17 protein-coding genes are annotated in these 18,586 nt (G+C 67.1%); 6 read left to right on the top strand and 11 right to left on the bottom strand.

Annotation, left to right across the window (positions count from 1 at the left end; all coding sequences use genetic code 11):
• Window positions 1–91 precede the first annotated feature (91 nt).
• From CAER_RS0115005 to CAER_RS0114995, 3 genes are all read right to left on the bottom strand, one after another.
• On the bottom strand, window positions 92–1,360 hold the full coding sequence (locus CAER_RS0115005; protein ID WP_027236136.1) for a bifunctional folylpolyglutamate synthase/dihydrofolate synthase: 1,269 nt from the start codon (window positions 1,358–1,360) through the stop codon (window positions 92–94).
• A 112-nt stretch (window positions 1,361–1,472) separates the two neighbouring features.
• Window positions 1,473–2,423, bottom strand: a complete 951-nt coding sequence (gene accD, locus CAER_RS0115000; protein WP_027236135.1) for an acetyl-CoA carboxylase, carboxyltransferase subunit beta — start codon at window positions 2,421–2,423, stop codon at window positions 1,473–1,475.
• A gap of 63 nt (window positions 2,424–2,486) precedes the next feature.
• A complete protein-coding gene (locus CAER_RS0114995) occupies window positions 2,487–3,377 on the bottom strand; it encodes a CPBP family intramembrane glutamic endopeptidase (protein WP_027236134.1) in 891 nt (296 codons plus the stop codon).
• Window positions 3,378–3,604: 227 nt separating this feature from the next.
• On the opposite strand from CAER_RS0114995, the gene CAER_RS0114990 reads away from it, so the two are divergent.
• The 3 genes from CAER_RS0114990 (at window position 3,605) to CAER_RS0114980 (ending at window position 5,606) form a co-directional block, all read left to right on the top strand.
• Window positions 3,605–4,351, top strand: a complete 747-nt coding sequence (locus CAER_RS0114990) for a hypothetical protein (RefSeq protein WP_245597369.1) — start codon at window positions 3,605–3,607, stop codon at window positions 4,349–4,351.
• An 88-nt stretch (window positions 4,352–4,439) separates the two neighbouring features.
• The gene (locus CAER_RS0114985; protein ID WP_027236132.1) at window positions 4,440–5,201 is read left to right on the top strand and encodes a DUF6478 family protein; all 762 of its coding nucleotides are present in this window, start codon (window positions 4,440–4,442) and stop codon (window positions 5,199–5,201) included.
• Window positions 5,202–5,228: 27 nt separating this feature from the next.
• A complete protein-coding gene (locus CAER_RS0114980) occupies window positions 5,229–5,606 on the top strand; it encodes a hypothetical protein (RefSeq protein ID WP_027236131.1) in 378 nt (125 codons plus the stop codon).
• A 141-nt stretch (window positions 5,607–5,747) separates the two neighbouring features.
• Here the strand turns inward: CAER_RS0114980 and CAER_RS0114975 are convergent, their stop codons facing one another.
• From CAER_RS0114975 to CAER_RS0114950, 6 genes are all read right to left on the bottom strand, one after another.
• Window positions 5,748–6,491, bottom strand: coding sequence for an isocitrate lyase/PEP mutase family protein (locus CAER_RS0114975; protein WP_027236130.1), 744 nt, complete (start codon window positions 6,489–6,491; stop codon window positions 5,748–5,750).
• A complete protein-coding gene (locus CAER_RS0114970) occupies window positions 6,488–7,552 on the bottom strand; it encodes a bifunctional transcriptional activator/DNA repair enzyme AdaA (RefSeq protein ID WP_027236129.1) in 1,065 nt (354 codons plus the stop codon). Before CAER_RS0114970 ends, CAER_RS0114975 begins: the two co-directional genes overlap by 4 nt.
• 532 nt (window positions 7,553–8,084) lie before the next feature.
• Window positions 8,085–9,416, bottom strand: coding sequence for a S41 family peptidase (locus CAER_RS0114965; RefSeq protein ID WP_027236128.1), 1,332 nt, complete (start codon window positions 9,414–9,416; stop codon window positions 8,085–8,087).
• A gap of 7 nt (window positions 9,417–9,423) precedes the next feature.
• Window positions 9,424–10,557, bottom strand: coding sequence for a murein hydrolase activator EnvC family protein (locus CAER_RS0114960; RefSeq protein ID WP_027236127.1), 1,134 nt, complete (start codon window positions 10,555–10,557; stop codon window positions 9,424–9,426).
• The gene (gene gpmI, locus CAER_RS0114955; RefSeq protein WP_027236126.1) at window positions 10,554–12,071 is read right to left on the bottom strand and encodes a 2,3-bisphosphoglycerate-independent phosphoglycerate mutase; all 1,518 of its coding nucleotides are present in this window, start codon (window positions 12,069–12,071) and stop codon (window positions 10,554–10,556) included. Before gpmI ends, CAER_RS0114960 begins: the two co-directional genes overlap by 4 nt.
• 149 nt (window positions 12,072–12,220) lie before the next feature.
• Window positions 12,221–15,148, bottom strand: coding sequence for an error-prone DNA polymerase (locus tag CAER_RS0114950; protein ID WP_027236125.1), 2,928 nt, complete (start codon window positions 15,146–15,148; stop codon window positions 12,221–12,223).
• Between the two features lie 231 nt (window positions 15,149–15,379).
• Here CAER_RS0114950 and CAER_RS0114945 point away from each other — a divergent pair, with 231 nt between their 5' ends.
• Complete coding sequence (locus CAER_RS0114945) at window positions 15,380–15,844, top strand: DUF1203 domain-containing protein (RefSeq protein ID WP_027236124.1); 465 nt, start codon at window positions 15,380–15,382, stop codon at window positions 15,842–15,844.
• A gap of 169 nt (window positions 15,845–16,013) precedes the next feature.
• Here the strand turns inward: CAER_RS0114945 and CAER_RS0114940 are convergent, their stop codons facing one another.
• Window positions 16,014–16,943, bottom strand: coding sequence for an ABC transporter ATP-binding protein (locus tag CAER_RS0114940; protein ID WP_027236123.1), 930 nt, complete (start codon window positions 16,941–16,943; stop codon window positions 16,014–16,016).
• Between the two features lie 71 nt (window positions 16,944–17,014).
• Here CAER_RS0114940 and CAER_RS0114935 point away from each other — a divergent pair, with 71 nt between their 5' ends.
• Window positions 17,015–17,197: a zinc-finger domain-containing protein gene (locus CAER_RS0114935; RefSeq protein WP_008553918.1), complete on the top strand. Its 183-nt coding sequence runs from the start codon at window positions 17,015–17,017 to the stop codon at window positions 17,195–17,197.
• A gap of 131 nt (window positions 17,198–17,328) precedes the next feature.
• Entirely contained in the window at window positions 17,329–17,814 is a 486-nt protein-coding gene (locus CAER_RS0114930; RefSeq protein ID WP_027236122.1) for a flavodoxin family protein, read from the top strand.
• A gap of 28 nt (window positions 17,815–17,842) precedes the next feature.
• Here the strand turns inward: CAER_RS0114930 and CAER_RS0114925 are convergent, their stop codons facing one another.
• Window positions 17,843–18,550: an SDR family NAD(P)-dependent oxidoreductase gene (locus tag CAER_RS0114925; protein WP_027236121.1), complete on the bottom strand. Its 708-nt coding sequence runs from the start codon at window positions 18,548–18,550 to the stop codon at window positions 17,843–17,845.
• Window positions 18,551–18,586 lie beyond the last annotated feature (36 nt).

The raw sequence follows: 18,586 nt of genomic DNA, 5'->3' as shown, positions 1-18,586 counted from the left end.
GAGGCGCCGCGCCAGCGGCGCCCGGCCCAACGGGATGAGACCGGCAGGTCGAAGCCGGGCGGGAGAGCCTCCCCCGCCGCAACCGCAAGCCTCAGCCGTTTTCGCGCAGGATGTGGCCCGCCAGATACAGCGAGCCGCAGATCAGCACCCGCGCCTGCGGGTCCTCGGCGGTGATCGCTTTCAAAGCCGCCATGGTGCTCTGCGCCGTACCCGCCTTGATGCCGACCGATTTGGCCGCCGCCTCAGTGTCTTCGGCGCTCAGCGTGTTGATCTCGTCGGGGATCGAAATCGCCGTCAGGCTCGCCGCATGCGGCGCCAGCGGCGCCATATAGCCGCTCACGTCCTTGGTGTTGAGCATGCCGCAGATCAGATGCGTGGGACGGTGCGGCAGTTTCGCCAGCACATCCGCCAGCGCCGCGCCAGCCGCTGCGTTATGGCCGCCGTCCAGCCACAGCTCGGCCTCCGGCGCCGCCTCGATCAGCGGGCCGGTTTTCAGCTTCTGCATCCGCGCAGGCCATTCGGCGTTCAGCATGGCGGCCTCGCAAGCCGCCTCATCCGCGCCCAGATGGCGCAGCGCTGCCAGTGCGGCACCGGCGTTCTGGATCTGATGCGCCCCCAGCAGGGCGGGCAGCGGCAGGTCCAGCAGGCCGTTTTCATCCTGGAACACCAGCCGCCCGCGCTCCTCAAAGACGTGCCAGTGCTGGCCATAGGCAATCAGCGGCGCGCCGAGGCGGGCGGCGGTGGCCTCGATCACTTCCATCGCCTCGTCAGGCTGCGGGCCGACCACAACCGGCACACCGCGCTTGATAATGCCTGCCTTCTCCGAGGCAATCTTGGCCAGCGTGTTGCCCAGGAACTGCTCATGGTCGATGGAGATCGGGGTGATCACCGAGACCTCCGGCGTGATCACATTGGTGGCGTCCAGGCGCCCGCCCAGCCCAACCTCCAGCAGCGTGTAATCCGCGGGCGTCCGGGAAAACGCCAAGAGGCCCGCCACCGTGGTGATCTCGAAATAGGTGATGTTCTCGCCGCCGTTCTTGGCATAGCACTCGTCCAGCACCTCCGTCAGATGTGCCTCCGAGATCAGCTCACCCGCCAGCCGGATCCGCTCATGGAAGCGCGCCAGATGCGGCGAGGTGTAGGCGTGAACGCTCTTGCCCATCCCCTCAAGGCCCGCCCGGATCATCGCCTGGGTCGAGCCCTTGCCGTTGGTGCCGGCCAGGTGGATCACCGGCGGCAGCTTGTCCTGCGGGTTGTCCAGCGCCGCCAGCAGCCGCCAGACCCGGTCCAGCGTCAGGTCGATGATCTTGGGGTGCAGCGCCATCATGCGGGCGAGGATCGCGTCGGAGGTCTGGGTCATCAGCCTGGGTCCTGTCAGGTCGGAAAGTCGTGTGTGGCAAAGAACAGCGCCCGCCCTGGGAGGGACGGGCGCTGACCGGCCTTCTCGGCCAGGCGTATCTATTTAAACCGGATCACTCGGCAGCTTCTTCGCTGACTGCGCCATCCGCCGGCGCGTTTGCGGCCTTGGGCGCCTCTTCCTCCGCCGGTGCGGGCAGATCGCCCGCCACCTGCGGCGGCAGCCCCATCAGCATCCGGGTGATGGTGATCAGCTCTTCGCGTATCTCGGTGCGCGGGGTCACCCGGTCCAGCATGCCGTGGTCCAGCAGGTACTCGGCCCGCTGGAAGCCCTCGGGCAGCTTCTCGCGGATGGTCTGCTCGATCACCCGGGGACCTGCAAAGCAAATGAGTGCGTTCGGCTCCGCGATATGCACATCACCCAGCATCGCATACGAGGCCGTCACCCCGCCGGTGGTCGGATGGGTCAGCACCACGATATAGGGCAGCCCCGCCTCTTTCAGCATCTCCACCGCAACAGTGGTGCGCGGCATCTGCATCAGCGACAGGATCCCCTCCTGCATCCGCGCGCCGCCGGCAGCGGAAAACAGCACCAGCGGGCGGCCCAGCTTCACCGCTTCCTCAGCGGCGGCAATGATGGCGTTGCCCACATACATGCCCATCGAACCGCCCATATAGGAGAAGTCCTGCGCAGCAGCGATAATCGGCGTGCGGCCGATCTCGCCCGCGGCCACCAGCATCGCGTCTTTTTCGCCGGTCTTCTTCTGCGCCGCCTTGATACGCTCGGGGTATTTCTTCTGATCCTTGAACTTCAAGGGGTCGGTCAGCGGCTCCGGCACCGCGACCTCGGTGAAGACACCGCCGTCGAACAGCGCGGTGAAACGGTCGCGCGGGGTGATGTTCATGTGGTGGCCGCAGCTGGTGCAGACGTTCTGATTGTCGCTCAGCTCGCGGTGAAACAGCATGGTGCCGCATTCATCGCATTTCTGCCACAGGTTCTCGGGCACTTCCCGGCGCGAAAAGATCGAGTTGATCTTGGGCCGGACGTAGTTGGTGATCCAGTTCATATTGCTTGCCTCTCCGGGGGCGCGGTTTGCCCCCCAGATAAGGCGCCTTGGCCGCAATTGCAATCAGCGGCGTATGGCAAGCCGCGCTGTCAGCCAGCTGACCAGCATCAGCGCAAAGTCGACAGCCATCCACGGGCGCAGGTTGCCGGTGTCGGCCATATCAAAGGGGATCAGGTACAGCGCCAGCCCATTGAGGCTGGTGGGCGAGGCAAACAGCAACAGCGCCGCGGCGTTGTTGAAGAAATGCACCGCCATCGCCGGGCCCAGGGTGCCGGCCCGTGCGGTCAGGTCCGCCATCAGCAGCCCGAACAGCCCGGCCCAGGCGGTGATCAGCAGCGCGTTTTCCCCCGCATCAACAGGCAGGTAGTGACCCAGCGCAAACAGCGCCGAGGGCACCAGCAGCCAGACCGCGGGGCTGCGGAACCGCGCCGCCAGCGCCTGCTGGATATAGCCGCGGAACAGGATCTCCTCCGACCCGGTCTGCACCAGCACCGCGGCCGCCGACAGAGGCAGGATGCCCAGCCAGGTCCAGAACGGCAGGTTCGGGGTCATCGGCGGCCCCATGCTGTAGGGCGGCAGCGCCATCAGCAACAGGCTGAGCCCCAGCAGATACAGGCTCACGCGGCCGAACTGCCAGACCAGCGGCCGCAGATGCCCGGTCACGGTGGCGAAGCTGCGCTGGTGGAACAGCCGGGCCGCCATCGCAACCCCCAGCGACAGAAAGGCAAAGCTGCCCAGCAGCACCAGCATGGCGCCGGGATTGCTGCCATCGGCCAGCCCCTGCAGCCAGGCTCCCGGGAACAGCCCCGCCACCGTCACCTGCAGCGCCGCTGTCATCGCAAAGCTAACCGCCGCCACCAGCATCAGCCCCAGCAGCAGCCGCCACAGCTGCGGCTGCGCCCGCGCAAACCGCACCATGGCCTCATGCGCCCTGTAGCCGTGCCTGTGCTGCATGTGTCCTCCGGGCCGGGTGGCGGCAAATTGCGCCAACGTTATGCATTGCTGCAACGCCAAGGCAAGGCATCGTGCCAGGCGGGCCGTTCACTCTTGCCCGGCTGCGCGCCTGCCCGCTATGGATTTTGTAAAAAACAAGACCGGCAGGGGCAGCAGTGAACAGAACAACCAGCGGAAATCCCGGTGCTTTCCCGCCCGCCGGCGGAAAGGCGCCGCGCTTTGGGCGATTGGCCGGGTCAATTGCGGCGGCGCTGGCCGCCGCGGTGCTGACGGCTTGCAGCCCCGCGCCCCAAGGCCTCTCCTTTGCCGCCCGGGACGCGGGCCTTATTCCCCGGCAGGACGGCCAGGTGATGTCCTTTGCCAACGGCGGCGTGCTGCTGGCCGCGCCGGAGAGCTATTGCTTCGACCGCCGCAGCAGCGCACCGGAGGACGGCGGCGGCTTTGCCCTGATCGCCCATTGCAGCCGCCTGGAGGGCCGCGGCTGGTTCGGCGCCCGCAAGGCAGCGGTGCTGACCGCCTCCATCGGTCCCGCCAGCCAGAATGCCCTGGCGCCGCGGGCCAGCGACATCGCCGCCATGTTCCCCGGTGCCAGGCTGCTGGAAAGCCGCGAGGACCAGCTGCTGCCGCTGGTGCGGCTGGAGTTCCCCCAGGCCGTGGCCAAGGGCGCCAGCCCGGTGCACTGGCGCGGTGCCTTTGTGCTCGACCGCCACCTGATCGCGCTGGCGCTTTATGCGCCAGAGGGCAGCCGCGCCCTGGGCAGCCACGGCGCCGCCCTGCTGAACGAGGTGACCCACCGCACGCTGGAGGCCTCCACCCTGCCGCCCCTGGAACAGGCGCAGGCGGCTCCGCCCGCCGCAGCCGCGCCAGCCCTGCGGCCCCGGCCCCGGCCTGCAGCGCCGGAAACCGCCGCCCAATCTGCCGGCCCCCGCAAAATACGCGGGCTGGGCCGGCGGATTGCCGGTTTATTTCAATAGCCCCGCCCGGTTACACTGCCGCCAGTTCCCGCTGCCGGGCGCGCGCGGCACGGGCAGCAACACGGCACATAAGGCAAGAGGAAGCGCGATGGGCAGGATCATGGACCGGCTGATGCACCTGCGCAGCCTGCGCCGCTGGCGCGCAGCGGCAGAGGAATCGGCGCGCGCGCCGCTGGCCGAGCTGCGCCGCCAGCGCAACCAGGCCCGCCAGCTGCGCACCCATCTGGACCGGCTGATCCACACCGCCGACGGCCGCCTGGCGCTGCCGCAAATCGGCTCTTCCTTCTTTCCGCGCCCGCATGGCACCGACTGGTCCTGGCGCCCGGAACTGTGGCGCGGCCCCCTGCCCGAACGCGGCCTGGCCTCGGCGCCGCCCAAGGCCCGGCTGGGCGGTGAAGTGCAGCTGTTTCACGACTGCGCCTTCTCAGAACTGACCCTGCGCCAGCTCCGCAACACCCGCGAGGAGGACCTCGCCCCCTTCGGCCTGCGCATGGACGTGTTCAAATTCGACGGCTCCTTTCTGTCGCTGGTCATAGACCTTCCGCCCGAAGCCGCCGCCGGCCTGACCCGCCAGCACCTGTTGCGGGTGGACAGCATCATCGAATCCGAAAAACCGATCGAGATCTTCGCCCGGCTCAACATCCAGAACGGCCCCAACACAGAACAGATCGTGCGCGAACTGCCGATGGGGGAGAAAAACATCGTGGTGGAATTCGACCTGGCCTATTCCCGGCTGAACGAAAGGCGGATCGGGAAAATCTGGCTCGACCTGATCTTCGAGGCGCCGGATCTGAACCAGGTGATCCTGCGCGACCTGACCTTCTCGCGCCACCGCCGCGCGGCGATCTGAGGAACCCTGCCCCATGAGGGACCTGACATGAGCGACCTGACACTGACCAAAATCCGCTTCCGCAACGGCGTCTGGGAAGGCCGGATCGGCAATGCGCCGGCCAGCGGCGCCAGGCCTGACATCACCGTGATGTTCCAGGATCAGCCGGTGCAGGACGTCCGGCTGAGCGAGGGTGAGACCGGCGGCGAATGGACCGTGTCCGTGCCGGTCCCGGCTGAGGCCGTGGCCGACGGGGTGCAGACCTTTGTGATCTTCGATGCCGCCAGCAGCACCCGGCTGGGCGATTTCACCCTGATCGCAGGCGAGGCCGTGGCGGACGATCTGCGCGCCGAGGTGGAACTGCTGCGCGCCGAGCTGGACATGCTCAAGCGCGCCTTCCGCCGCCACTGCCTGGAGACGTCCTGAGCGCAGCCCGCGCAGACAAAGCCAGATCGCCCGTCGCGGCAGCGGCGGGCACGCGTCCGCCCGCCCCACGGCGGGCGCGTTCCGCACCCGCCCGGGCAGACGCTCACCGCGATAGAGCCGCCGCCTCGCCTTCCAGCCAGCTCACTCCAGCGCCTGGAACTGCTCCGCCAGCACCTGCATCAGTTTCGCGTGCGGGATCGGGCCATAGCTGCAGCGCGCAACACCGGCCTGCCGCGCCGTCTCCAGCGTGATGCCGCGCATCATCGTGTTGACCGGCAGCGCACTCGCCTCGCAGACCCGGGCAATCAGATCGGGATCGCTCAGCCCCGGAACAAAGAACCCATTGGCGCCCGCTTCGGCATAGGCCGCCCCGCGCTCCAGCGCCTCCGACAGCAGCGCTCCGTGTTTGGAGGCATCCTTTTCCTTCAAAAACAGGTCGGTGCGGGCATTGACGAACATATCCGCATGGGCCGCCCGCACCGCGGTCACCCGGCGGGCCTGCTCGATGATCCCATACAGATCATCCGTGCCAACCACCTGGTCCTCGAAATTCAGCCCCACCGCGCCGGTGCCCGCCAGCCGCGTCACATTGACGGTCAGCTGCTCCGGCTCGCTGGCATAGCCGCCCTCGAAATCAATCGTCACCGGCAGATCGGTGGCCGCGACGATACGCTCTGCATTGCCCAGCACAAACTCCAGCGGGATCTGTTCGCCATCCGGAAACCCCTGAGCCGCCGCCACCGGGTAGCTGCCGGTCGCCAGCGCCTTGGCCCCTGCCCCGGCAACCGCCTTGGCGCTGCCGGTGTCCCAGATGTTGTAAAGCACCACCGGATTGCCCGGCTGGTGCAGCGCCGCAAAGGCGCCCGCGCGGTCGGAATATGTCATGCTGAAATCCTCTGTCTGTAGCCTGTCTCAATTTCTATCAGCCGCTGCTTGCGCCACAAGCCGCCGCCATAGCCGGTCAGCGCGCCGTCGGCAGCAATCACCCTATGGCAGGGCACCACCAGCACCAGCTGATTTGCGCCATTGGCCCGCGCCACTGCGCGCGTGGCCGACGGCCGGCCCAGCTCCCGCGCGATCTGCGAATAGCTGCGGGTCTCCCCCGCCGGGATGGTCAGCAGACAGCGCCAGACCTCGCGTTCAAACGCGGTGCCATGCAGCGCCAGCGGGGTTTGGAAATGCGCGCGCTCACCGGCAAAAAACCGGCGCAGCTCCTCTGCGATCTGCTCCGTCGGTGCGGGGCGGCCAAAGCCCAGGCCCCCGGGCTGCGCCTTTTGCAGCCTGGCCACCTCCCGCGGCAGCGCCTTGCGGTCGGCAAATTCCAGCAGGTGCAGCTGATGGGCGCAGCTGATCGCAATCATCGCCCCCAAGGGCGTGTCGATCCAGTCCGCCAGCAAAAGCGCATCCTTGCGGAACGCCCCCGGCGCAATCCCCACCAGTTTCGCAAAAGCCGCGCGGAAGGCGCTGGCGCTTTCAAACCCCGCATCAATCTGCGCCGCAATCACCGGCTCGCCGGCCTTCAGCGCGGTGAACCCCTCGCGCAGACGGCGCTGGCGCGCCATCTCCAGAAAGGTCATGCCGAAATGCCGCTTGAAGGCGCGCCGCACGGTCGATGCATCCAGCCCCAGCCGCACCAGATCGCCCTCGCCCCAGCGGTAGGCGGGCCGCGCCTCCAGCCGCGCCAGCAGGTCCTGCACTATCGGATCACCAGCCGCCGCCGCGGCCAGCGGCTTGCAGCGCTTGCAGGCGCGGAAGCCCGCCTCGATGCAGGCGCCGGGGGTGGCGTGGAATTGGCAGTTCTCGAACTTGGGCTTGCGCGCCGGGCAGGTCAGCCGGCAGAAGATGCCGGTGGAGGTCACCCCGACATAGGCGCGCCCCTCATATGCGGCATCGCGGTCCAGCAAGGCTTGATACAGGGTTTTGGAATCAGGCAGGTCAAACATCATGGCCGGAGCATAGCCCAGCCTGCCCGGCCAGTACGCCGGATATCGGGCGTTTATTTTCGCAATGACGCAAGGGCGCGGGCGAGGCCGCCTCAAAAGAAAACACAGCCCCCTTGTTTCCGGTTTCCCGTTTTCCGCAGAGGGCTGCGCACCTTCACCCGGGCAAGGTGTTGCGCCCCCGCCGCACGCCCCCTTCACGTGATCCTCATTCCCCCATGCCAGACTGCCGGATGATCGAGATCACCCGCCATGGCCCCGCGCAAGGGCCATGATACAAGGCGCAGGCATCTGTGTGGCTGCCTGCGTAACACCCGGAGACCGGCCCTGATAAAAAGGGGGTCGCTCAGGAAATCCTGTCCGAGCAGGCCCCGCGGGGTCTGTCCAACTCCACCCGGCGGCGCCGCCACTCTTTATCTACCGGCCCCCCGAGACGGCAAATAAACCAGCCAGACCCCGTCCCCCCGGCGGCAACAGCAGCACAGAAAAAAGGCCGCCCATCCGGACGGCCCCTTTGTGCTGCGGTTTTGCGGTGGGTTTACTTCGGCCCCAGCGCCACCAGCCCCTTGAGGATGTCGATGGCATAGGCCAGCTGGTAATCCTCCTCACGCAGCTCGGCGGCTTTCTCGGCCTTCTCGCGCTCTTCCTCGATCTGGCGGATCTCATCCTCGCTCAGGGAATCATTGTTCAGGCTGCCGCGCAGGTCGGCTTCCGAACGCGAGCGGCGGGCGGGGCTGTCCTCCTCCTCTGCCTCGGCGGTGCGGCGGGGCTGTTCCACAACGATATCGGGCGACACGCCCAGCGCCTGGATCGACCGTCCCGACGGGGTGTAATAGCGCGCGGTGGTCAGGCGCATGGCGCCGTCGCCCTTCAGCGGCATCACCGTCTGCACAGACCCCTTGCCAAAGGATTTTGTGCCCACAACAATCGCCCGGCGGTGGTCCTGCAGCGCACCGGCCACAATTTCCGAGGCCGAGGCCGAACCGCCGTTGATCAGCACCACAATCGGCTTGCCGTCGGCCAGATCGCCCGGGGTCGCATTAAAGCGCTCGCCGTCCTCCGGGTCGCGGCCGCGGGTGGAGACGATCTCACCGGATTCCAGGAAGCTGTCGGCCACCTGGATCGCCTGGTTCAGCAGGCCGCCCGGGTTGTTGCGCAGGTCCAGAACGATGCCGTTCACCTGGTCCAGGCCGCCGGCTTCCTCGATCCGCTTCTTCAGGCCCGATTCCAGGTTCGGCGTGGTCTGGTCGTTAAAGGTGGTGATCCGCATCACCACGGTATTGCCTTCGACACGGCTGCGCACCGCGGTCAGCTTGATGGTGTCGCGGATGATCGACACGTCGAACGGCTCCGCCTCGCCTTCGCGCACCACGGTGATCACGATCTCCGAGCCGACCGGCCCGCGCATCAGGTTGACCGCTTCATCCAGCGACAGGCCCAGCACGCTTTCGCCGTCCACATGGGTGATGAAATCGCCGGCTTCCATGCCGGCCTCATCCGCCGGGGTGCCGTCGATGGGGGAGACAACTTTGACAAAGCCCTCTTCCTGGGTGACTTCGATCCCCAGGCCGCCGAACTCGCCGCGGGTCTGCACCCGCATCCGGCTCGCATCATCGGGCGACAGATAGCTGGAATGCGGGTCCAGCGAGGTCAGCATGCCGCCGATCGCCGCCTCGATCAGCTCCTTCTCGTCGACCTCCTCGACATATTGCGCGCGGATGCGCTCGAAGATGTCGCCGAACAGGTCCAGCTGCTCATAGACATTGGCCTCGCGCGTGCCTTCCTGCGCCAGCAAGGGGCCTGCAACATATGTCGTGGCGACAATCCCTGCCAGCGTGCCGCCAACGGCAGCCATCGCAAATTTTTTCATCAAGCCTTCATCCACCTTTTCCAGTGCGGAACCATGTTTCCGGGTCCACCGGGCTGTTGTCCATTCTCACTTCTATATAGAGCGTTTCTGTCCGGTCAGTTCCACCCCCTTCACCGCTTGTTGACAGAATTGCGTCCGGCCCGGGGTTTTCGCCGCTCATCAGGCCGACAGGGGTGCCTTCGGGGATCACCTGCCCCGCCTCGCCGAACACTTCGGCCAGGCCGGACAGCACAAACAGGGTCTCCGGCTGCGGCTCCAGAATCACCACGTTGCCCAGATCCAGCAGCGGCCCGCGGTAGCGGATGGTGGCGGCAGCAGGCGCGGTCACCAGCGCCCGGGGGCGGGCCGCAACCAGCAGGCCCGGGCGGGCAATGCCTGCCGCATCGCGCTCGCCGTATCCGCGCAGCACCAGCCCTTCGACCGGCAGCGGCAGGGTGCCGCGCAGATCGCTGATGTCGGCGCTGGAGTCGGCGATTTCGCCATCGGCGATTTCGGCCAGCCCGTCGGCAAACCCCGACAGCGTCTCGGTCGAGGAGATCAGGATCGCGGTGCGCACCGGGTCGGCGGTGAACCGCTTGGGCAGGGTGGTGCGGTCGGCAATCGCGGTCGACAGCTGCACCCGCGCGGACTGCACGCCCGCCAGCCCCTCCTCCAGCGTCCTGGCCGCGCGCTGCTGCAGCAGGCGCAGCGATTGCACCTCGTCCAGATCCGTCTTCAGCGACTGCGCCTTGGCGTGCAGCGCCGGGGTCACCTCGGCCAGCATCATGGCGGACCGCGCCGCGCCCAGGGGGCCCGAGGGATGCACCATCAGCACCGGCGGTGGCGAGGTTTCAATGGTCTGGATAATCCCCAAGAGGCCCGAGACCTCCTCCTGCCGCGCCGCCAGCTGGGCGCTCAGCTGCGCTTCGCGCCGCGCCACCCGGCGCAACCCGTCGCGCATCGCCGCCAGCCCGGCCTCATAGGCCTGCACGGTCGAGGTCAGCGCCTTCACCCGGTCGCGGGAACTGGCGGCCTCCTGCAATTGCACCGAGGCGGCCTCCAGCTGCTCCGCCGCGCCGCGCGCAGCGGACGCCGGATTTGCCGCCGCCGGCAGCGGCGCCGCCAGCAGCGCCAGCAGCAACAGGCCCGCCCGCCGGATCATGACAGCAGGCTCTCCCCGGTCATTTCCGCCGGCTTCTCCAGCCCCATCAGCTCCAGGATGGTCGGCGCCAGATCGGCCAGCCGCCCGTCGCGCAAGCGTGCGCCTTCCGGCCCGCCCACCAGCGCCACCGGCACCAGGTTCAGCGTATGGGCGGTATGGGCGCCGCCGGTTTCCGGATCCACCATCACCTCGCAGTTGCCGTGATCGGCGGTGACGATCATCGCGCCGCCCGCCTTCTCCAGCGCTTCAACCACCTGCGCCAGCCCGCGGTCCACCGCCTCGCAGGCCAGCATGGCCGCCTTCAGGTCACCGGTGTGGCCCACCATGTCGGGGTTGGCATAGTTGGTGACAATCAAATCATACCCCGCCTCAATCGCCTCGACGAATTTCTCCGTCACCTCCGGCGCACTCATCTCCGGCTGCAGGTCATAGGTCGCCACATTCGGCGACTTCGGCATATAGCGGTCCTCGCCCTCCTCCGGCTCTTCCTTGCCGCCGTTCAGGAAGAAGGTCACATGCGGGTATTTCTCGGTCTCGGCCAGGCGGAACTGGCGTTTGCCCTGCTTGGCGACCCATTCGCCCAGCGTGTTGACGATGGCCGCCTTGGGATAGCAGGTGGTCATGTAATCATTGTGGCCATCGGAGTATTCCACCATCCCCAGCAGGCCCGCCAGCTTCGGCCGCGTGCCGGTGCCGAACTCGGCAAAGCCCGGCTCGCCGATGGCGCGCAGGATTTCGCGGGCGCGGTCGGCGCGGAAGTTCAGGCAGAAAAACCCGTCGCCGTCCTTCATGCCCTCATAGCCCGCCAGCACGGTGGCCGCGATGAATTCATCGGTTTCCGACTGGTTGTAGGCATGGTCCACCGCGCCATGAGCATTCAGCCCCGGCCGCCCCTTGGCATGGATCATCGCGTCATAGGCTTCGCTGACCCGGCCCCAGCGGTTGTCGCGGTCCATCGCGAAATAGCGCCCGGTGACGGTGGCGATCCGCGCGCCTTCGGGCAGCTTCTCCTCCAGCTCGCGGAAATAGCCGAACGCCGATTTCGGCGCCACGTCGCGGCCGTCGGTGATGGCATGCAGCCAGACCGGCACGCCGGCATCTGTGATCGCCTTCACCGCTGCCAGGATGTGGCTGATATGCCCGTGCACGCCGCCGTCCGAGACCAGCCCCATCAGATGCGCGGCTCCGCCGGTATCCTTCAGCTTGGCAATAAACGCCTGCAGCGCTTCGTTTTCAAAGAAGCTGCCATCCTCGATCGCCAGGTCGATCTGGCCCAGGTCCATCGCCACCACCCGGCCCGCGCCGATGTTGGTGTGGCCCACCTCGGAGTTGCCCATCTGCCCGGTCGGCAAGCCCACATCCGGCCCGTGGGTGATCAGCTTCGCGCTCGGCCCCTTGGCCATGATGGCGTCAAATGTTGGGGTTTTCGCCAGATAAGGCGCGTTCGCCTTGCCCGGCTCCGCACTGCCCCAGCCATCGAGAATGCACAGGACAACGGGTTTGGGTGCGGTCATGGGTCAGGCTCCGGGGCAAGGAAAGGTTCGCAAGCCTTCTAACGCCTCGCCGCGCCGGGGTGAACCGCCATTCCTGCCGCAGTTGGCGTTATCAGGCCGCGTGGCGGCGGCAATGCCCCGCCCTGCGCCTTTCATCTTTCCCCAAATACTCAAATCCCCGGTCCGCCCTCCGCACCGCCGCCCGGGTTCTGCGGCGTCAGCAGATGCCGGATCAGCGCCACCGGATGCGCCCGCAAGCTCAGCCGCATGGCGACGTAATCCTCCACCACCTCCTCGCCCAGCCCCATCTGCGGCAGGTTTGCCTCCGGCTCATGGATCGCCTCGCCGTCCAGCTCGCGGGCAAACAGCGGCAGCGGCTTGCGGGCGGAGATCGCCTTGGCCGCCCATAAGGCTTCCCGCCGGTTCATCCCCAGCGCGGCAAAGGCATCCGCTTCTGCCAGCCGCTCGATCACCGGCGGCGCCAGCCCTGCCTTGCGCCAGACGTCCTCGACCTCGTGGTAACCGTTGCCGCGCGCGGCCGTCAGCCAGGCGGCATCCTCATCCCGCAGGCCCTTCACCTGCCGGAACCCCAGCCGCAGCGCCAGGCCGCCGTGGCCGTCGGGCTCCATCACGTTGTCCCAATAGGAGTTGTTGATGCAGACCGGCCGCACCTCCACCCGGTGCGCGCGGGCATCCCGCACGATCTGGGCGGGCGCATAAAACCCCATCGGCTGGGCGTTCAGCAGCGCGCAGGCAAAGATCCCCGGGTGATGGCATTTGATCCAGGCCGAGGCATAGACCAAGAGCGCAAAACTCGCCGCATGGCTTTCGGGAAAGCCGTAGGAGCCGAACCCCTCGATCTGGGAAAAACAGCGTTCGGAGAATTCGGCGTCATAGCCGTTCTTCGCCATGCCGCGCAGGAACAGGGAGCGGAATTCGCTGACGTTGCCGTGCTTCTTGAAGGTCGCCAAGGACCGCCGCAGCCGGTCGGCCTGCTCCGGCGTGAAACCGGCGCCGACGATGGCGATCTGCATCGCCTGCTCCTGAAACAGCGGCACGCCGAGGGTCTTGCCCAGCACCTCGCCCAGCGCGTCGGAGGGGAAATGCACCGGCTCCTCGCCGTTCCTGCGGCGGATATAGGGGTGCACCATATCGCCCTGGATCGGGCCGGGACGGACGATGGCGACCTCAATCACCAGATCATAGAAATTGCGCGGCCGCATCCGCGGCAGGAAGTTCATCTGCGCCCGGCTTTCGACCTGAAAGACGCCGATGCTGTCAGCGCGGCACAGCATGTTGTAGACTGCCGGATCCTCCGGCGGCAGGGTGGCGAGGCTGTAGTCCAGCTGGTGGTGCTGCTGCATCAGGTCAAACGCCTTGCGGATGCAGGTGAGCATGCCGAGCGACAGCACATCGACCTTGAGGATGCCCAGCGTGTCGATGTCGTCCTTGTCCCAGCAGATGACAGTGCGGCCCTCCATTGTGGCATTTTCAATGGGCACCAATTCGTCCAGCCGCCCCTGGGTGATGACAAAGCCGCCCACATGCTGGGACAGGTGCCGCGGGAAGCCGATGATCTGCTCCACCAGCTCCATCGTCAGCTGCAGGCGGCGGCTGTTCGGGTCCAGCCCGATCTCGCGCATCCGCTCGGCCTCTACGCCCTTGGTGCTGAAAAACCCCCACAGCTGCGAGGACATGGCGGAGATCGTATCTTCGGTCAGGCCCATGGCGCGGCCCACCTCGCGGATGGCGCGCTTGCCGCGGTAATGGATCACCGTGGCGCAAAGCCCTGCGCGGTGGCGGCCGTAGCGTTCGTAGATCCACTGGATCACCTCCTCGCGCCGCTCGTGCTCAAAATCCACATCAATGTCGGGCGGCTCGTCGCGGGCCTCGGAAACGAAACGCTCGAACACCATGGTGCCCAGTTCCGGGCTGACCGAGGTGACGCCCAGGCAGTAGCAGACCACCGAGTTCGCCGCCGAGCCGCGGCCCTGGCACAGGATCCCGCGGGAGCGGGCGAAAGCGACGATGTCGCGCACGGTCAGGAAATAGGGGTCGTATTTCAGCTTGGCGATCAGCGCCAGCTCATGCTCCAGCAGGCGGCGCACCTTGTCCGGCGCGCCGCCCGGGTAGCGCCAGCGCAGCCCCTCTTCCGCCAGCCGTCTCAGCCTTTGCGGCGGGGTTTCCTGTTCGCTGCCCTCATCCGGATAGTCATAGCGCAGCTCATCCAGCGAAAAGCTGAGCCGGTCCGCCAGCCGGGCGGCGTTGTCCACCGCCGTCTCATACCCCCGGAACAGGCGGCGCATCTCCGCCTCAGAGCGCAGGCGCTGTTCCGCGTTGGCCATGGCGGCGCGGCCCAGCTCCTCCACCTTGCAGCGCAGGCGGATGGCACTCAGCACATCGCCCAGGCGGCGGCGGCGGCCGTGGTGCATCCTGGGCGCGGCGCTGGCGAGCGGCGGCAGGTTGAGATGTTCCGCCAGCTCCGCCAGCGCGGCAAACCGCGCCCGGTCGCCGCCGTCATAGGCCGGCGCCATCAGCAGGTGCATGCGGCCCTCAAAGCGGCGCGTCAGCGCGTCCATATGCGGCCCCCATCCGCCCGCGCCGCCGGGCAGATGTTGCGCCTGCGGCAGCAAGAGCAGATGCAGGCCGTCCGCGAATTCCAAGAGGTCGGCAAGGTGCAGGATGCAACTGCCTTTCTCCGCCCTGAGCCGCCCGGCGGAGATCAGCCGGGTCAGGCTGCCCCAGCCGGTGCGGTTCACGGGCAGGGCAATCACCTCTGGCGCGTCGGTGAAGACCAGCCGCGCTGCCGGGATCAGCCGCACGGTTTCATAGACCGGGAACGAGGGAGGCTGCGCAATATCTGCGGGGCGCGGCGGGCCGATGGGGGTGTTGCGGCGGTCCCAGGCCTGCCGCTCCTGTACCCGGCGGCTGATGTCGCGGCATTCCGCATGGGCGCGCACAATGCCTGCCACCGAGTTTTCGTCGGCAATGGCCACCGCCGCGATGCCCAGCTCCAGCGCGCGGGCCGCATACTCCTCGGGGTGGGAGGCCCCGGTGAGGAAGGTGAAGTTGGACAGGCAGGCGAATTCGGCAAACATGAGTCGCATGATATTCCCGTTTTGTTCTCATGTGGAGTCGCACCGGACGGGCCTGCCGCGACGTGCCCCCGCGCCGCGCGCCAGCGCGGCGCCCGGCCCAACCGCCGCAGGGCATTTTCAATGCCCGCCCGGCGGGCGGGAGCGCCCCCGGCGGTCTGCGGGATGCGCAGGATCCGGGTCGATTGCCGCGCGGCGGATGCGCCAAGGTTCCGTCAGCAAAAGGAGACACCCATGACCAGAATCACCGCCCTGCCCACTGATATTGTCCGCGCGCTGCAAAACGGCGGCCCCGATGCCCACGGCCAGACGCCGGAGCGTGCGGTCTCGGACGGCGGCGCCAACCCTTGCCGCCATTGCCTGAACTACATTCCCGCAGGCGCAGAAATGCTGATCCTGGCCCACCGGCCCTTTCCTGCGGCGCAGCCCTATGCCGAGACCGGGCCGATCTTCCTGTGTGCCGATCACTGCCAGCGGCATCAGGGGGAGGACCTGCCCGAGGTACTGGAACGCGCGCCGGACTATCTGATCAAGGGCTACAGCGCCGGTCACCGGATCGTCTATGGCACCGGCATCGTGATCCCGCAGGCGGAAATGATGGCGCGGGCCGAAGCGATCTTTGCGGATGAGCGGGTGGACTACATCCACATCCGGTCGTCGCGCAACAACTGCTATCAGGCGCGCATTGACCGGGGGTGAATTAGCGTAAAGGACAAAGCCGGCAACGTAGCCGCATAACATTGAGGGCTGCGTCTGCCTGGGCTGGCGCGAATGCGCCTGTCCGTTTTGCCAGAGGCAAACCTTCGGATTGACGTGCAGGCAGGCTCAGTCCGGCCTCGCGGCCGGACGGAACAGGCATTCTAATCACTCAGGCGGATTTCGTCAGCGACAGGAACACATCCTCCAGGTCCGCCTCCTCGGTTTTCACGTCGCGGATGCTGATCCCGGCGGCGCGGACCGCGGCCAGCACGTCCTCGGCGCTGGTCGCCTGGCTGCGGTAGCGCAGCACCACGGCGCCGTCTTCGCGCAGGCTGGCCTCGATCCCCTCGCCCTGCGGCAGCGCCGTGGCGGGCTCTGCCGGATGCACCACCATGGTCTTGGCATCCAGACGGCCCAGCAGGCTGGCCTTGCTGTCGCGCGCGACCACCTCGCCCTGGTTGATGATGGCGATCTCGTCGCACATCTCCTCAGCCTCCTCCAGGTAATGGGTGGTGAGGATGATGGTCATGCCCTGCGCGTTCAGCTTGCGGATGTTCTCCCACAGCATCTGGCGCAGTTCGATATCGACGCCCGCGGTGGGTTCATCCAGCACCAGCACGCTCGGCCGGTGGACCAGTGCCTTGCCCAGCAACAGCCGCCGCCGCATACCGCCGCTAAGCGTCCGTGCATAGGCCTCCGCCTTGTCCTCCAGCCCCACCATGCGCAGGATCTCATCGCTGTGGCGCTCGTTCTTCGGCACGCCGTAAAGGCCTGCCTGCACCTCCAGCGCGCCGCGCGGGGTGAAGAACGGGTCCAGGTTCAGCTCCTGCGGCATGACGCCGATGGCGGCACGGCTCTGGCGCGGGTTCTCGTCCTGGTCGAAGCCCCAGATCGTCACCTTGCCGGAGGTCTTGCGCACCAGCCCCGCCAGGATGTTGATCATCGTCGACTTGCCCGCGCCGTTCGGCCCCAACAGCCCGAAGACCGAGCCGCGCGGCACCGTCAGGTCGACGCCCTTGAGCGCGTGTTTCTCCGGCTGGCCTTTGTAGCCGCCATAGATTTTGCGCAAAGCTTTGAGTTGGATTGCATCTGCACTCATCGCCGCTCTTGCCCCCGGTTTTTGCTTGGCTCATAAATGCGCCTAGCCGAAAACCGAAAGGACTGCCAGCCATGAGCATCGAAGCGCCGGAAACCAAGATCGTGGACAGCCGCAAGGTGGCCTGTGACGGCAGCGAGGGCGCGCTGGGGCATCCGCGGGTTTATCTGCTGATCCCCGAGGACGACAATTTTGTGGAATGCCCCTATTGCGACTGCAAATACGTCTACCGGGACGCGGCCAAGGCGGCGGAGTGATCCGGGCGGCGTGACGCCGTTCAGGCAGAGCCCGGGTCCCGGAAAATTCGAATTTTCCGGCCAAATTTCTTTGAAGAAATTTGCAGGCGCCCGGTAAGCTGCCGCGGGAGCGCAACAGGCGGGCGGCAGCGATGGCACAGCTCTTGATCGTTTACCACACACGCACCGGCGGCAGCCGCCAGATGGCGGAGGCCGCGGCAGCGGCGGCGCGGGATGAGACCCAGACCGTTCTGAAACGGGCCGAAGACGCCGGGCCGGAGGATCTGCTGGCGGCGGATGGCTATATCTTCTGCGCGCCGGAGAATCTGGCAGCCTTGTCCGGCCAGATGAAAGAGTTCTTTGACCGCTGCTATTACCCGGTACTGGGAAAGATCGAGGGGCGGCCTTATGCGCAGATGGTCTGCGCCGGATCGGACGGCGAAAACGCCGCCCGCCAGACCGCCCGCATTGCCACTGGCTGGCGCCTGAAAGAGGTGCAGGCGCCGCTGATCGTCTGCACCCATGCGCAGACACCCGAAGCGATCCTGGCGGAAAAGGTGATTCCGGAGGAGGAGCTGGACGCCTGCCGCGAGCTGGGGCTGGCCTTGGGGGCGGGCCTGGCAATGGGGGTGTTCTAGGCCCCTGCCCCGCGGCGGGCGGCGGCGGTCAGAGCTCGACGCGCACCTCGTGCATCCACAGCTTCGGCGGGCGCGACAGCATGAAGACCACCACATCCGCCAGGTCTTCCGGCTCGGTGAAGATATGGTTGGGGACGTCTTCGCCCGCCTTGGCGAACATGCCGGTGTTGGTGCCGCTTTGATACAGGCCCGCAACGCGCACGCCGGTTTCTGCCTCATCGACCTTCAGCACATCAGTGAAGCCGCGCACGCCGTATTTGGTGGCGGTGTAAACGGACTGCCCCGCCTGCGCCACGACACCGGATTTGGAGGCGACGTTCACAATCGCGGCCTCATCGCGGGTGCGCAGGGCAGGCAGCAGGTGGCGGGTCAGCTGCATCAGGCCGGTCAGGTTGGTCTGCACGGTGGCCATCAGCATCTCCTCGGAAATGCTGTCGAGCGGGCCCGCCTTGTGCCAAATGCCCGCATTGTTGATCAGGATATCCACGCTGCCGAAGTCCTGCAGAATAGCCGACGCAGCAGCCGCAATTGCCGCCGGATCGGTCATGTCCGCCCCGTAGCTGCGGGCCTCAGGCGCGCCGAGGCTGCGGGCCGCCTCTGCCACCTGGTCCAGCCGGTCCCGGTTGCGGCCCAGAATGGCCAGCTTGCAGCCCGCGGCGGCCAGTTTCAGGCAGATATGCTTGCCGATGCCATCGCTGCCGCCCGTGACAATGACCGTTTTTCCGTTGAGCTGCATGGGGTTCGATCCTGCTGTGCAATGAAGGGAAGCCGC

It is taken from the genome of Leisingera caerulea DSM 24564 (assembly GCF_000473325.1).
Taxonomy (GTDB): domain Bacteria; phylum Pseudomonadota; class Alphaproteobacteria; order Rhodobacterales; family Rhodobacteraceae; genus Leisingera; species Leisingera caerulea.
Note: the sequence above shows the minus strand (reverse complement) of the source record. Positions and strands in the feature narration are given on the sequence as shown.

What these genes read in the sequence shown, in the direction of transcription:
- CAER_RS0114985 (WP_027236132.1), top strand. Translation starts at nt 4,440, where the DNA reads ATGGGCAGGATCATGGACCGGCTGATGCACCTGCGCAGCCTGCGCCGC.
- CAER_RS0114935 (WP_008553918.1), top strand. Translation starts at nt 17,015, where the DNA reads ATGAGCATCGAAGCGCCGGAAACCAAGATCGTGGACAGCCGCAAGGTG.
- CAER_RS0114965 (WP_027236128.1), bottom strand. Translation starts at nt 9,416, where the DNA reads ATGAAAAAATTTGCGATGGCTGCCGTTGGCGGCACGCTGGCAGGGATT.
- gpmI (WP_027236126.1), bottom strand. Translation starts at nt 12,071, where the DNA reads ATGACCGCACCCAAACCCGTTGTCCTGTGCATTCTCGATGGCTGGGGC.
- CAER_RS0114960 (WP_027236127.1), bottom strand. Translation starts at nt 10,557, where the DNA reads ATGATCCGGCGGGCGGGCCTGTTGCTGCTGGCGCTGCTGGCGGCGCCG.
- CAER_RS0114945 (WP_027236124.1), top strand. Translation starts at nt 15,380, where the DNA reads ATGACCAGAATCACCGCCCTGCCCACTGATATTGTCCGCGCGCTGCAA.
- CAER_RS0114930 (WP_027236122.1), top strand. Translation starts at nt 17,329, where the DNA reads ATGGCACAGCTCTTGATCGTTTACCACACACGCACCGGCGGCAGCCGC.
- accD (WP_027236135.1), bottom strand. Translation starts at nt 2,423, where the DNA reads ATGAACTGGATCACCAACTACGTCCGGCCCAAGATCAACTCGATCTTT.
- CAER_RS0114975 (WP_027236130.1), bottom strand. Translation starts at nt 6,491, where the DNA reads ATGACATATTCCGACCGCGCGGGCGCCTTTGCGGCGCTGCACCAGCCG.
- CAER_RS0114970 (WP_027236129.1), bottom strand. Translation starts at nt 7,552, where the DNA reads ATGATGTTTGACCTGCCTGATTCCAAAACCCTGTATCAAGCCTTGCTG.
- CAER_RS0114940 (WP_027236123.1), bottom strand. Translation starts at nt 16,943, where the DNA reads ATGAGTGCAGATGCAATCCAACTCAAAGCTTTGCGCAAAATCTATGGC.
- CAER_RS0114980 (WP_027236131.1), top strand. Translation starts at nt 5,229, where the DNA reads ATGAGCGACCTGACACTGACCAAAATCCGCTTCCGCAACGGCGTCTGG.
- CAER_RS0114925 (WP_027236121.1), bottom strand. Translation starts at nt 18,550, where the DNA reads ATGCAGCTCAACGGAAAAACGGTCATTGTCACGGGCGGCAGCGATGGC.
- CAER_RS0114950 (WP_027236125.1), bottom strand. Translation starts at nt 15,148, where the DNA reads ATGTTTGCCGAATTCGCCTGCCTGTCCAACTTCACCTTCCTCACCGGG.
- CAER_RS0114995 (WP_027236134.1), bottom strand. Translation starts at nt 3,377, where the DNA reads ATGCAGCACAGGCACGGCTACAGGGCGCATGAGGCCATGGTGCGGTTT.
- CAER_RS0115005 (WP_027236136.1), bottom strand. Translation starts at nt 1,360, where the DNA reads ATGACCCAGACCTCCGACGCGATCCTCGCCCGCATGATGGCGCTGCAC.